This window comes from Xanthomonas dyei, assembly GCF_002939865.1.
GTDB classification, from domain to species: Bacteria; Pseudomonadota; Gammaproteobacteria; order Xanthomonadales; family Xanthomonadaceae; genus Xanthomonas; species Xanthomonas dyei.
Window position 1 is genome coordinate 102,214 of the sequence record NZ_MDEE01000001.1, and the last position, 14,360, is coordinate 116,573.

Genomic DNA, 14,360 nt, shown 5'->3' on the forward strand with positions numbered 1-14,360 from the left:
CTGTCGCAGATCACGTCGAAATTCTTATTGGATTCCAAATCAATAGACTCACGGATGAGGCCGCAGGTGACCGCTGAGTCGGCGGAGAAACTCCACCGATATCCGATTCATACTGAACACTAAGAATTTCATTTGACAACCTATGGCAAATCCGGGTTACGTCCTGCCAGTCTCTTGATCATCAGATACACCCCGTATCAGAATCACAACTTTTGAAAAGCCAACATGAGCTTGCCAACAGCCATCGACGAATAACCCAAGGACGCAGTTAGGCCATGAAAAGAAAATTTGTGACGGAATATGCGCTGGGATATATGAATAGCTACTCAGCCATTGTCACAGCCCATCAGCTGATGCAAGGCGGAGATTTAAAAAAATCCCACCAAGATGAGCTTAATAAGTGCCATATATATATCATCGCAGCCAAGCCAACCACCTATTTTAATCCTGATACTTTGAAGCTGGAAAATGATCTTCTATCTGGCGAAATTGGATATAAGGTTGATGGAAAAGAGACATGGGTAAATTTTAAGGATTTCCCTTGGAAACTTTCAGAAGGTGCCGTGACTATCAACTGCAAGTATCCCTATAGGGAGGTTTGCAGCTACAATGCAGCCGGAGAAGAGGTTCGATACATTCCTGCATATGTGGTAGCACACGAATTCACTGATCAGAATGGCTTGGGCGCCAATGACCTGAACAAGTATGAAGCTCTATATGTTGGGCAATCGATCGGACAAGGTAATCGATCGGCTCAGCAGCGGCTACTGTCCCATTCCACTCTGCAGAAAATCCTCGCGCTGACCGCTTACGACTACCCCGACAAAGACATCACGCTGTTGATGTATCAATTTGAGCATGGCAACGTTTTCAGCTCAATGGATGGGCGGGCTATAGATGCAATCAACACGGAAGAGAATGAAGACAGACTTATTAATGCCATTCATAACCCACCAAACAAGAAGCAAAAAATTGGCTTAATTGAGGCTGGCCTCATCCGATATTTCCGCCCGCGCTATAACGAGAAATTCAAGATAAAATTCCCGTCAGCTAAGCATAAAACACTCCAGTCATGTTATGACCTTGATGTCTCAGCCCTCATTATTGAGCTCGACTCATCAGAACTTAATTACTACTTGTATTCTGAAGAAGTGCCCCCTAAAAATCATCACACTGCAAAATTTGATCTCGTCGCGCCTCAGAGTCGCTACTCATTCTTCAATGCGACCGATTTCACACCATTGCCGGGCATCGTTAAAGCCGAGAAGAACTGATCAACACTGGCATTACGTATCACAAAGCGAAACTCAAGATCTTCACGCCTTCCATCCCCGTATGCATTAAGACCTGCACACAAAAAAGAGCCCCGCATGCGGGGCTCCTGTGTCGCTGGCGTTGAAGCCTCAGTCTCGGCGCCGAGTGCCAAAGGCTGGCGACGTTGTTCCGATCATTTGGCGAGAACCTTTCGCGACAACACTAGTCTCGCGCTCACCGTCTCCACCTGCTATCAGTCTCTTGCGCGGTCATCGGTCAGAAGTATCTGAGCCATCATAGACTTGGCTTCGGGGGACGGAATTTCAACTCCCAATGCCCTGCCTCACCCTCGGCCTGCGGTGGCAGTGCGTCCTCTCCAGATGCCTCAGGCGTCAGCAGCTCAATCGGCTGCGGAGAGAAGTTCTTCTCCAAGGCCTCAGCCGCCTCCACCATCGCTTTTCGAGCCCGCTTGATCCGCCCCTGCTGGATCGCTTGGATGCGCGGGGAGACATGCCTCTTCGTTCGCGCCAAGCGCCGCTGTGCTCTGGCCACCACTTTCGTATCGGGATCGTATTCTTGCTCATAGAGCTTGGCTTGCGCATCTAGCACGGCCACGCGCGCCTTGTAGGGTCGCACCAACGCATGGGCATACTTGCTGATTGAGCGAGCAAGCATCTCGGTGTCTTCAAAGAAAAATGGCTTGGTGGCGTAGCTATCTGCTCGCCGGCAAACGAGTGTGGAGTGCGCCCGCTGGAACTCGGGCTCAATCTGGATACCAGGGATCTGCCGCAATACTTCGAGAGACTGCTGAGCCACCTCTCGCTGGGCTTCGAGCCAATCTTCGATCAGCTGCGCCTGCGCATTGAGCAACTCAGCGTCTTGTCGGCCCGAGGAACGAGCCAAACGCGTCACGCGACTAAGATGTCGGGTCTGACCGCTGTAAGGCGTGTAGAGACCCGGGCGAGGCGCTGGCGCACGCGCCAAGCGCTCTTTGATCTGCCGCACCCGCTCTGCGCCTGACAATCGTGTCTGCCCAACCGCTGTGCGCCCGTCCAATCCAGAAGCCTGTGCGTTGGCCAGATCCCGAAGTGCTGCCGCATGGCTATGAGACGGTGGCACCTCGTGCACGAGACCACCGCTTTTTTTCATATGCTCAGCGACAAACTTTGAAAGCGACAAGGCCGCAGCTTGACCGCCCCTACCTCTGACTTCTGCTGTGAACTTGGTTTTGCGCATCACCGCCACTTTGGCTTTCCCCAAGTGCTTGCCAGGCCGGCGCGTGAGTTCGCGGGCGCGTTCAAACTCTCCATTACGCGCGGCTTCGTGTGCCTGTGCTCGGAGACTGCGATGATCTACCCGAGCCGCATTGCCCGCATTCTTCAAGTGCGCATTGATGACCATTGCAATGTCTTTGCGGATTTGCCGCAGCGCTCGTGTGCCGCCGCCTTGTCGCGCATCAAACTCAGCGCAGGCGCGCTGCCCCAGTCCTCCCGGTCCGACTTGTCGCGCTGACATCAGCAAATGCACATGATGATTGCGCTGATCACCATATTTGCTTGGTGTGTGCACAGCGACCAATACGGCGACTTTGAACCGATTGACGAGCAATTGGCCAAGCGCCAAAGCGAGCGCTCTCCGTTGGTGTGGATCGAGTTGATGCGGAAGCGACACCTCGACTTCTCGGCAAACGCGTGCGTTCTTGCGCGTCTCGGCCGCTTCGTTCGCGTTCCAAAAATACTGCGCATCAAAGCACCACTCGGGCGCTCCTTTCGGCGCAAGCATCTGATGGAAATCAACACCGCCTCGGTGGGAATAATTGTGGCCAAGCCCTGTGCTCATATCGAGCAGATCAAACCCTGCGCGGTAAGCAGCTGCTGCGACCGAAGAGTCGCCGTTGCCTCGACTGAAAGACTTCATTGTTGCGTGATAAATCGCCATTTGTGAAACTCCTGTTTGTTTGTGGAGCACACAAAAAAGCGACAGAACATTCCCTGTCGAGAGTTAAGCGAACTCGACAACAGAGAGACCTTGATCACAAGCTTTTGAAGAGGCTGTGTTGCCTAGCGGAGCATAGGCAACGAGGTGGCGAAAGCCACCGCACCGACGCGCAGCGTTGGCGCACGGTTTCTGCAAAGCAGAAACCATAAGTGCGCTCTTGCTGTTGAACATTTTTTATTTTTTATACCGGCAATCATAGCGAAACCAGCCATTCAGGTATAAAATATAATTATAGCAAAATATAAACCCAAGCTGTACGTAAACAGTATTCTGACTCAGCTTGGCTCAAGCCTTATCCATGCAAACCCCGCCCTCTAATACATGCCGGCAAGAATATTTTTTAGCATCTTTGAACGAATTTACTTCAAAGCACAAAAAAGGGCTTCGAATGCTTCAAAGCCCTTTTTGATAATGCTACTTTGCTAGGAGCGCCCGCCTTTTTCTCAAGCGCTTTATGAAATAAAAACAGAGCGCGGCACAAATAAGAAAGAAAGGGATTATCATGTAATCGGCAGATTCAAGCTTTTGCCCCATGTAAATCTTACTTGAAAAATAGAACAAAAATCTTACGGCAGAAAGCCCGAATACAAAGATCCAAAATTTAAGCCAGAATAATGACATTTTATCATCCACCACAATTACAAGGAGTTGAACCTACTGCATCTTTAGCACCCTTGATAATATCCATTACATCCTTGTCAGTAGCCAGCCCTCTCCACCCAGAAACTACTCCGCCAAGTGCGCCCTTGAATGTTAACCCTTTGGATACCAATTCGCCAGCCTTTGCGCCGACGCCTCCGAGTAATGCTCCACCAACCACCTTCATCAGAGGATCGCGTTCTTCGCCATCTACTGCGGTTCGCATCGTTGCAACCCCGTCATAAAGGGTTGCAATTCCAAGCATTCCAGCGAGCCCACCGCCAAGAACCAACCTTTCGTCCTCAATCGCCACACCGGCAGCTACCAACGGTGCCGCAGAAGCGATTTCATTCATCCCCATATATATGTCTGCACCACCTACTACCAAACCCAGGAAATCAATACAGGCTTTGAGGCCAAGTGGATCAATTGCAGAGATTGGGTTTCCACCAACATAGGCATATGAATTCAAACCACCAGATAGGCCAATTGGATCACTTTGCAGGTAACGCCCAACGCCTGGGTCATAGTCGCGGAAGCCATTATACCAAAGCCCTGTTTCCTTATCGAAATACTGACCTGGAAAACCGACATTGAAACCGCCGATGCTATCTTGCTGTACGGTCCGTCCGTAGGCGTAGTTATACGCTCTCCACACAACGTCACCAGCATCATTGGTTAGCGCCTCAGGCCTGCCTAAATGATCATTATGAACGGCATAAACGCCATTTCGCCGAACAATTCCGATCAATTCATCACCCAACCAGACATAGTCAGCAATTGCCCCACTAGGCTCTTGTTCGGACAACAGTTGATTTTGTCCCGCATAGGTAAAGACGCTAGTGCTCGCGCCATTTGCATCCTGCTTACCAATACGCTGACCCAACGCATTCATTTCATATTCCGTGCGCTGACCATTTACAGTTGCGCTAGCCATGCGATTGAACGGACTATATTCGTAAGTGCGGCTATCACCAGCAGCAAACTCTGACACCCGATTACCAACGGCGTCATATCCATACTGACGGCTTTCGTCACCGGATTTCGTGCTAGCGTAGCCCAGTAGGCGGTTGTTATTGGCATCAATGTCATACGATCGAACGGAGCGGCTGTCATCATAAGAAATCCAGTTCCCATTGCTGTCGTATTTCAATGTGTGTTGCAGCCCTCCTCGTTGAAGCTCTCCAAATCGACCCAATGTGTCATAGCCAATGGTTTGATTTAGGTTGGAATTTACGCCATCAGCGATAGAGCTAATTTCATCGACGCTGTTGTAACCGTAGGTCAGTTGCTGAGTAACGCGGTCTCCCGCCTTGACGGCAATACTCGTCAAACGCATATCGGAATCGTAGCCCAATTCTCGCACCACGCCATTTCCTGACGTTCTACGCCGGGGCACGTCACTCCAAGCTAGATAACTTGCCGAGTCGACGAGCCTAGTCACTTGACCACCTACATTGACACTTACCGCCGATGGTTTGCCATCGGTGTAACCGTAACCAGCTGTAACGCCACTTGGATAAGTGATACTGCTTAACCGCGCAATTCCATCATAGGCATAACGAGTCCGCATCTCGCTGACTGTTCTTCCCATTGCAACCGTATCGATCCGCTCTGCAACTTGCCCTTGCAGCGTATAGCTCATCCCAAGAGTCGTGGTTGGAGTCACTGCACTACACAGCAGACCTATCCCGCCAGCGCAAGAATCATATCCAAACGTGTGCTGTTGGCTTCCCGCAGCAATCTGAACCACACGACCAAGGCCGTCATAGGCGTAGTTGGTCACCACGCCGTCAGCTCGGGTCATGCTGGTGCGCTGACCGGCTCCGTCGTATCCAAACACCGTCTGCCCTGTATCGGGACTTACTTGACGACGAAGGCCCCCAAAACCGTCATAGTCGTAAGTGGTTGCTTTTCCGCGTGGATCAACAACCTTGGATAAGCGATCACCTTGGTCGTAGGAAAAATTTGTCGTATTTCCCGATGCATCGGTGGCGGTGATCAAACGACCACGTGCGTCGTATCGCATCGTCGAACGCCGACCTAAGGCATCGGTCGATGCCGTCCGACGTCCTTCGGCGTCATATTCATGCTTATAGACCTGTCCATTATTCCCACGCTCAACAATGACACGTCCGAGTTCATCGTATTCAGTAGTGCTGCTGAAAACCAATGCAGCACCCATCAACATCCCTGTGATCACTTAGCATCTCCTTGAATCTGAACTTTATCGCCAATCGACATTGGCTGAGTGCAACGGATGCCTGTGCAACCACCTGCGCCATCAACCGAAATAATCCCTGAAGCTAGTGCACCAAACGGTGCTCCATCTACAAGCATCTGAGATACCACGTGGTAGCGCGTCGTCGTCACCGGACGAGGTGCCGTGTAGCTCCACGAGAATGACACCCGATCCCCCGGATAGATTGGCCTTGGCAAGCCGTGAGTCTGATTTAGACTGTTGGTGGCAGATCCTCTTGCCATGTAAATGTTTCCAACGCCAGCAGCTCCCCAGACTACGTTTCCGGTGTTCTGGAAGGTCGCCGATATTGTGCGGGTCTCACCTGGGGCGTAAGGACCGACATTGTTCCAGCCAACAAAGGCAGAGCTCCGGTCCATGCGAGGCAGCGCGTGCGTTCCCGAGTTGGGAAGCATGTAGTCAGAAAGAGCGCCTCCCGGCGTCAAAGCCACCGCATAGATACGGCGGTCTCCCAGCGAATTCCGGAGATTGAAGTCCAGTGGGAAGCGGAAGGTGCGCCCTTGAGTTGCGGTATCACACTGGGCTGCTGCGCCAGCATCTTCCGCCTGGTTGGCCCACACGGTAGCGAAATGTGTGCCGGCGCCTGGCCCACCGCCAGCATAGAGTAAGACCGCAACATGGTCGCTCACGCCTAATCCGCACGCCCATCCCTTTACCGAGTAATTCCAGTTGCTATCGTATTCGACAGCCTGGATATCGCCCCGCATGCCAGTTGCGGGAATGGCAAAAGCACCAGACCCGGCAATCGTCGAGTGCTCTCTACCCACAGGTGAAATACCGTGGATGAAGATGCTTTTGCCACCATGATTTTTTCTAACGTCAGCGGGAAGCGGGATATGAAAGCGATAGGCACTTCCTGCGGCTTGGCACTGTTGGGACAGGGACGCATCGCTCCCTTGATTAGCAGTCGCCGCCAGCAAGAAGGATCCCGCACCAGCTGATCCGCCGACATACATATGCACATCAATAGATGCTGCTGTGCCAGTCGAACATGCCCAACCGTCTACATACCAGTTGTAGGCGCCATCGCGATAAACCTGATCGATATTGCCAACGACCTTCGGCACCTCGGGAATGAAGTGCTGGCCCGAGCCATTAAGCAAAGAGTGTTCTAAGCCCGCAGGGGATATGCCATGCACATACAGAGGCTTGCCCCCATGCGCGTTTCGAACGTCAGCAGGAAGCGCAATATTAAATCGATACGCCGATCCGTTTGTCTGGCACTGCTGTGCAATAGCAGGCTCGCTTGCCACGTTTGCCGTGGCACCTGGCAGAGCGGTGCCAGACCCTGCCGAGCCGCCGACATAGGGATGCACATCTATCGATCCGGCGTATCCAGTTGAGCATGCCCAGCCCGCGACATACCAATTCCAGGCTGCGTCGTGCCAGAAGCCATCGATGCTTCCGGTCACATGCGTTGAGCCAGTATAAGCAGTGTCGAGCACTTCGGTCTTCGTGACCAACGACGCATTGTTGTATTCAAAACGCTTGCGCTCATACATCCCATCAGACTTGGGTTTGTAAACTTCTTTGACGCGGCGAGCCGCATCGTAGAGAAATGTCTGTGAGACTCCATCTGCGGTGCGCACCGTTGCAATATTCCCCGCACTATCATAGGAAGTGGTTGTAGCCACCCATGCCCCGTTGATTGAGGTGCGGCGTTCAACCTCGCGTCCGCGCCCGTCATAGCGATACTCCATGACATCACCGTTTGGACCTGTCACGCGGCCAGGTTGTCCAAGAGCGTTGTGCGCAGAGTAGGTGGTCGCTTGGCCGATGCCATTTGCAACACTTGTCAGATCGCCTACTGAAGAGAAAGACTGAATGACGCTGTCTTGAGATCCCGGTAGCGGGCCGTCTACCTTCATGGTGGCCAATAGGCCATTGCTATGTTTGGTGTAGCTATACGTAGTGGCCTTCGTGCGGCCCTGTCCGTAGCCCGTCAAATCAACAAGCGTATGCTTCGAGACACGGCCGTCTGTGTCATATTCAACGCGCGTCTCGTGATCTCCTGCAATGGTTTCACGCACCATCCGATTGGCCTGATCCCATGCGTAGGTCAGCGTGCGTTCGGCACTAGTGCCCTTTGCTTCAACCTTCTTCAGTAGATGGCCTTGGGCGTCGTAATCGAAGTCGGTTAGGTTGTCAGCAAAGTCGCTAGCGATGTCCTCATATCCATTCGCATCGTAGGTCTTCGCCTTGTAGCTTGCGGGGCAATGAGGACTCGCAGCCCCTGTAACCTCGGTTTGTCGCCCGTCTTCATAGGTGTAGGTTGTCTGCCGACCCAGCGGGCTGGTCTCGGTTACCAACATCTTTTTCGGAATGGTGCTGCCTGTCGCCGCCGCCGTTGCCATAGGGCTACCAGCATTAGTGGACATGCTTTGCGCGGACAGTCGAACGGCACCACCCCCTACCGAAGATGGGCGGACGCAAATTTCTCCACTACCAGGACGCGGGGTGCTACATGATCCACCGGTCTCTCCGCCCGTAAACCCACCAGGTGGAAGTGGAGCAGGAGGTAACGTGATCGCTTGTGTCGCCGGAACAGAGTAGCTAAACGAAAAGCGCTCAACGCCTCCGGCATGTTCAGTTGACGTCGCCCGACCCTGAGCATCATAGGCAAAGGTCGAGTAGCGTTGACCATTGAATGACTTGCCCGTCAGCGCACCAACAAATCGGGCATCTTCATAATGATAGCTGATGACCGTTTCTGGGGCTCCTGGAAGGGTCGCCGACGCAAGCCGGCCTTTGCTCAACCCCAATCCGAAGACGTTCTGCTGGTAGCCATAGCGGTAGACATTTCCAGCAGGATCGGTTGCTTGGGTGACAACGCCATCCGCCCAGGCAAACTTGATGCTGCGCCCGGAAGTGTGTGTGACTTCTTGCAGATATGCGCCGTCGTAACGGAAGCTCCATGCAACTCCTTGTTCATTGCGCCGCTCAGTGATGTAGCCACGCTTGTCATACTTTTCGGTGCCTCGTGTCTCGTTGTAAAGAACGAACGAGCCGTCAGCTTGTTTGACTACAAAAGCGACCGGCGAGGCTTTTTCTTCAAGGTAGTGACCGCTGCCCGCGTCTAACAAGAACTTGATACGGCGCCCATCGGGTCGCTGTGCCCAGATGGTATTACCAGCTGGCACAAGGGTGTAGTCGAAGTTGCTGAGCCAATACGTGCCAAAAAGTCCACGCGCGGTCCAAAACGCATTGTAGGTGCGCTCTAAATAAAGACCCATCTCTCCATTAGCGGCGAAGTCCAACTCAGGCTCAACCTTGTTGCCCGTCGAGATGACCACAGGATTGCCACTTTTTTCGCCACTACAATCTGCGCTGTCACGCTTGTCGTTCGTTGGCTGCTCTTTCGCACCAGGAGATGTGGAAAATCCACCACCACTACCACCACCGCCACCACCGTCTGGCCCTCTTACATGACCACCCGAGCGACTGAAATCCTCTTGGAACCAACAGATTGGCGTGAACACTCTTCGACCTGCTCCAATCGATGTATAGCCACCCCCGCATACGTAGTGACCAAAGCCAAAGACATCTTGGGCTGCCATCAATAGAGCAAAAGCGCCCAGGCCAAGCATCGGGCGACGAATATTTTTATTGCCTAATAAAAACGGAGCTGCCTTATCGACGGCCTCCTGCCTTACTACACTTGAATCGTCCATATGTCCTTCGATTTTTGGAAGCTGTGCTAACGACTTCAGACATGCTCGCCGAGCCACAGCGTTCGAAACGCAACGCAGCAGAGAAAGCGAGCCTTAAACCTATCAGTATTGTTGTGTCCGCCATCCCCGGCGGCACTGATCCTGCAAGGGGCCGGATCGTAGCGGAGGACATGCGTGGTGTGCAAGTTCTGATATGCCTTTTCAAAAAGCTTGCAGAGGATGGCCCACGGCGCACAGCAGATGCACCTGCACCGCCAAATGGTGCTGTTTTCCATGGGGCAGCCTATTATTTCGCTCCGAAGCACGCCCTCAACTTTCAGGAGGAACTGCAAGACTCAGCTCTCTAAGACACGAGCAACAATGAGGTGAAATCTATGCCTCAGCCTCAGCCGCCCCGCCTCCGTCACCACTGGACGCGCCTGACATCGCCTGTTGCTGAGAGCGAGCGGCCATCGTCATCACGGGGCCTGTTGGGTTCTTGTCGATTTCTTCGCGCTCGCGCTGGAATTGCACCATCTCCTGCGCCCGTTGCTGATCCATTGCCTCCGTCTTCTGCAAGGTCTCATTGATGCCAGGCGATGGCGTATTGAGCGAGGTTTCCGAGTGAAAGCCGGGCGTTTTGCCAAAGACAAAGGCGACATCATCTTGGATGGTCACTTTCCGGAGTTCATCCGCGCGCTCGATCCCTGACTCTTTGACGGCATGCAGCACTTCGGCCGTTTTCTCATCGGAGGTGCCTTTCGGGAGCTGCGCCTGGATGGCGGAGAACAACGCGTAATCCCGATGATCAGAGGGAAACGCCTGCTGAGCGACATCTTGGAAGGGCCTCACTTGCTCGACCCGAGCCTCATCGTGTTCGTGTGCGTTTGAGCGGGCGGTTGCACCACCAAAGCTAGGCAATGACGTATAGGAGGATGACGTGCGCTCAGGCAAGACGATCTGTGCCGGCGCATCGCTCTGTGTTGGGATTGTCGGCGACGACGCCTGCATTGCCTCTTGCTGCTCTGCCTGCAATGGAACAGCAGATGGCGCATCGTTCTGTGGCATGACTACTCGGGCTTGCTGCTCACCGCCCTGCTCCACCGCCGCATTCGCCGATGCCGGCGCTGCGGGTTTCAAGGCATCTCGGCGCGCGTGTTGTGCCTGGGACAATGCAGCATCCAGGTCTTGGCCGGCAACGCCCGTTGCCGGCAACCCTTGGTTTTGCTGGAACTGCCTTACGGCATGTTCGGTCTCCGGACCATAGTGCCCGTCTTGCGGCACGGCCTGACCGTTTGGACCTCGTGCATCCACTTGCTGCAAACGATACTGCAAGAACTCGACCTCTTGCCCTCGGTCGCCCAGGCGCAACCCTCCCGCTTCCTGAAATGACGGCGGCGGCGTCGGCACAGTGGCCTGAGTAGGCGCTTGATCGGCAGAGGTCGAAGCGGATGATGCGGGCCCGACACTCGGCGCAGACGCGCTCGCCGCCGTTGGAACCGATGCCTCCGCCTTAGGCTGGACTGCGCCGGCTGTCGGGGGTGCGGCAACCTCAGGTGTTCGGGTTTCTTGGGGTTCGCGTTGCGGGACAGGTTCGGGCTTCGGTTCGGCAGGCTTGGCGACCGGGCGCACGTCTTCGGGCAGCGGCGCGCTGACGGATTCAGGCATCACGACCGGAGCAGGCGTTGCCGTCTCCGCAACGGCAGGCGCGTCGGGTGTGCGTGCAACGTCTCGATCCCGCTGCGCATCAATGGCTGCCTGAGGCGCTTGGGTTTCATCCACATGCGCAGCGGTGACGGTCGTTGCTGCGAAGCTTGCGACTTGTTGTGCTTCTTGCGTGGAAACGCCCTGCCGATTGGCCTCCCGCAACGCTTGCTCGTAGGCATCGCGCTCTTGGGGCGACTGCGCGTCAATACGCAGCTCCGGTGCACCGGCAGAAGGCGGTTGCTCCTGCCGAAGCGATTGCACTTCGCCAAGCGCCTGATGGATCTCATCAGTGCTGGTGGTTGCTGCGACGCGCACCAGACCATCAGCACCACGGCTCAGATGCTGGATGGGGCTGTCTACCGAATATTGGCCGGTCGCATCACGCTCCAATGCCAAAGAGCTGGTCGCTGCATCGATTCCGTTCGCCTCACGTGTCCGTTGCACCGCCAGCTGGATCGCGCCTGCAGTCTGGGCATTGGGCGCAACGCCATAGGCGGCATAGGTCGCTTCGGTATTGGCCTGGTCTTGCTGCTGTGGCGTTGGCGTTTGCCGCGCGGGCATCTGTGCCAATGCCTGCGCGTGCTGCTCCAATGCCGGTTGCAAGCGTTCGCGCGTTGCGTTGAGTTCCAACGGGACATTGCCTTCGGCAGCAACGCCGTCATGGCGCCACTGGCCTTGCGTATCGCGCTGATACTGCTTGCCGTCCGAGGCTTGCAACGAGTCCGGGTTCAAGGCTGTTTGCACGGCCGCTGGCACGGGGCCGAAGTCCCCCCAACCATTGCGCTGATACGCAGCTTGATAGGTTGCTGCAATTGCGGCCGGACCTCGGGCGATGTTGGCGTGAACCACCTGGGCTGCTTGCTGGTCCAACGCGGCATTGCGCTCAGGGCTTGCTGGATCCACCGTCCAGATGGGCCGATCGTTCCGATCGACTTCGTCGGCGACCATCCGAGACCACTGGCCACTTGCCGGATCATGCCGCCAATCCCGTGCGTAAAGATGCGCAGCATCTGTCTCACTGGATGGCTGCACATAAGGATTACTGGGTTGCACCTTGCCAAGCGCCTGCTCGGTCGCTTCGCCACTGGCGTGATAGTTCAGCTCGCGCGCTTTTTCGGGCAGCGCGAACATGCCCTGCTTCTGTGGCGTATCCACGCCATCGTCTTGCAAGTCGGCTTTTTCTTGGCGAAGCCACTGGCTGCCGTTGAACTCCCAGCTCACGCCCTGCTTATCGGTCTGTGTGTAGATCTGGCGGTTGTCCCACAAGGTCGCGGCCTTGTCGGCAGCGGCACTGAACAGATAACCATCGGCAACTACCAACGCGACAGGGCCTGCACCGGTTGTGCCAACAACGGCAGCGGCAGCGGCGCCTCCCGCCCAGCCGCCCGCGCCTCGCGCAGCAAAGTGCAACGCTTCTGAGCGTGCAGCGGTGAGGTTGTCTTGTGCCAACAGCGTGCCAACACGCTCTCCGGCTTGCGACGCATCGTAGGCGGTAGCGGCAACACCCAAACCCGCAAGCCCTGCTGTCATCCCGGCGCGACGCAAGCCTGGGATTTCAGGTTCCGGCGTGGTTTGGATGTTGCGTCCCTGCCACTCATCCCAACGCGCCTGACCCGCCTGGGCATGCTCGGTTGGCGGTTTCATACGCTGACTGAGCGGAAGCGTGCTCTGGTCTAACGCCTTTGACGTTCCCTCAATGGCTGTTCCACGAAAATACTCTCTGTTATCGAGCCTCAGAACTTTGTTCTCGCGGAGCGCATCATCACTGGCCGGGATGCGCAGCATGCCTTCGTGTTCACGCGCACGGGCCACGATCAGCTCAAAGGCTGCTTGCTGACCGAGCCGATCTTTCACACCGACCAGCGCTTCACGCGGAAGCCCCTCAATCGAGGTGACGTTTGGATTGGCAAGAATGCGAGGCACTTCAATTTCGCCAAAGACGCGGCTTGGCTGAGCGTCGCCCACGATGGCATGAACTTCACCTACGGTTGCATCGGCAAACCGTCCGGAAGCATCTGCCCAAGGACCTTGCGTAGGGTGGTAGAGCCACTCCGTGGCAGGTCCCCGATGAGACCCCTCTATCAGCTCACGAGGCGAAATTTCGTAGATGTCGGCGAGCGCGGTATAGAACTCGCGGGAATTAAGAAACTTCGATGCCTGACTTTTATCGATAACCCGGATGTCTTCACCAGAATCGATCATCGATCCAATGACATCAGTCGACCAGATGTCTTTCGCTGCTGGGCCACTGTAGAGAACAGTGACCTTGCCGAAGGCATTCGCATCCACCTGTGCGGCGAGCGACCGCAGCGATTCTGGTGTTTGGTAATCGCCAGGGTTCTGACGAATTCTATCGATTGCGTCCTGGGCAGATATCGTGCCATTCACACCAAGCACCCCTCATCGATTTCAAAAACGATGTGGTAGTCCGTGTTTCTGGAGTGGACGCCAAAATCCTTGTAGGAGAGCAAGGCCTCTTTGAGGTCAGCTATGAATTGCTCCTTGTCAGCCTTGAGATGCTCAGGCAGTCCATCTCCACCATTGATCCACATCAGTCTCCAATGGGACCAACCGGGCTGACCTCGCGCGCCTCCACCGTCGACCAGATCCAGTCTCAGCGTCAGGAGCTCGCCACGCCAATAGAAAGAGAACTTTGTCTGGTTTCTGACCTCGATTTCGGTGCCGCCACCGTTTGCGACATTGCGCAAATACATGTCGCGATCACGATCAATTGTCCAGTCTCTTGCATTGGTGCCACCGACCACAAAGTCTTTGTCGATTGCTTCCAAGTCGTATTTCGCAACATCCGGCTCAGGAATATATTCATTTACAAATGGCATCTTCGTTTCCCG

The 14,360-nt window shown here is 54.9% G+C and carries 6 protein-coding genes; 1 reads left to right on the forward strand and 5 read right to left on the reverse strand.

What is annotated here, in order from left to right; translation table 11 throughout:
- The first annotated feature begins 275 nt into the window (after positions 1-275).
- Positions 276-1,274, forward strand: a complete 999-nt coding sequence (locus XdyCFBP7245_RS00470; protein WP_104613910.1) for a hypothetical protein — start codon at positions 276-278, stop codon at positions 1,272-1,274.
- Between the two features lie 274 nt (positions 1,275-1,548).
- Here XdyCFBP7245_RS00470 and XdyCFBP7245_RS24870 read toward each other — a convergent pair whose 3' ends face one another.
- The 5 genes from XdyCFBP7245_RS24870 to XdyCFBP7245_RS00500 all read right to left on the reverse strand — a co-directional run bounded on the left by XdyCFBP7245_RS24870 (position 1,549) and on the right by XdyCFBP7245_RS00500 (position 14,348).
- Positions 1,549-3,192 (reverse strand): MobA/MobL family protein, encoded by a 1,644-nt coding sequence (locus XdyCFBP7245_RS24870; RefSeq protein WP_104613911.1) that lies wholly within the window; start codon positions 3,190-3,192, stop codon positions 1,549-1,551.
- Between the two features lie 685 nt (positions 3,193-3,877).
- Positions 3,878-6,094, reverse strand: a complete 2,217-nt coding sequence (locus XdyCFBP7245_RS00480; protein ID WP_104613912.1) for an RHS repeat-associated core domain-containing protein — start codon at positions 6,092-6,094, stop codon at positions 3,878-3,880.
- Positions 6,091-9,822 carry a DUF6531 domain-containing protein gene (locus tag XdyCFBP7245_RS00485; protein WP_104613913.1) on the reverse strand — a complete coding sequence of 1,244 codons (3,732 nt, stop codon included), beginning with the start codon at positions 9,820-9,822 and terminating at the stop codon, positions 6,091-6,093. The genes XdyCFBP7245_RS00480 and XdyCFBP7245_RS00485 overlap by 4 nt, the downstream gene beginning before the upstream one ends.
- 372 nt (positions 9,823-10,194) lie before the next feature.
- Positions 10,195-13,896 carry a peptidoglycan-binding protein gene (locus tag XdyCFBP7245_RS00490; RefSeq protein ID WP_244907737.1) on the reverse strand — a complete coding sequence of 1,234 codons (3,702 nt, stop codon included), beginning with the start codon at positions 13,894-13,896 and terminating at the stop codon, positions 10,195-10,197.
- A complete protein-coding gene (locus XdyCFBP7245_RS00500; RefSeq protein WP_033485467.1) occupies positions 13,893-14,348 on the reverse strand; it encodes a hypothetical protein in 456 nt (151 codons plus the stop codon). Before XdyCFBP7245_RS00500 ends, XdyCFBP7245_RS00490 begins: the two co-directional genes overlap by 4 nt.
- Between the last annotated feature and the right edge of the window lie 12 nt (positions 14,349-14,360).

Excerpts from the sequence above, each read along its gene's own strand:
- XdyCFBP7245_RS00470 (WP_104613910.1), top strand. The coding sequence starts at position 276 with ATGAAAAGAAAATTTGTGACGGAATATGCGCTGGGATATATGAATAGC.
- XdyCFBP7245_RS24870 (WP_104613911.1), bottom strand. The coding sequence starts at position 3,192 with ATGGCGATTTATCACGCAACAATGAAGTCTTTCAGTCGAGGCAACGGC.
- XdyCFBP7245_RS00485 (WP_104613913.1), bottom strand. The coding sequence starts at position 9,822 with ATGGACGATTCAAGTGTAGTAAGGCAGGAGGCCGTCGATAAGGCAGCT.
- XdyCFBP7245_RS00500 (WP_033485467.1), bottom strand. The coding sequence starts at position 14,348 with ATGCCATTTGTAAATGAATATATTCCTGAGCCGGATGTTGCGAAATAC.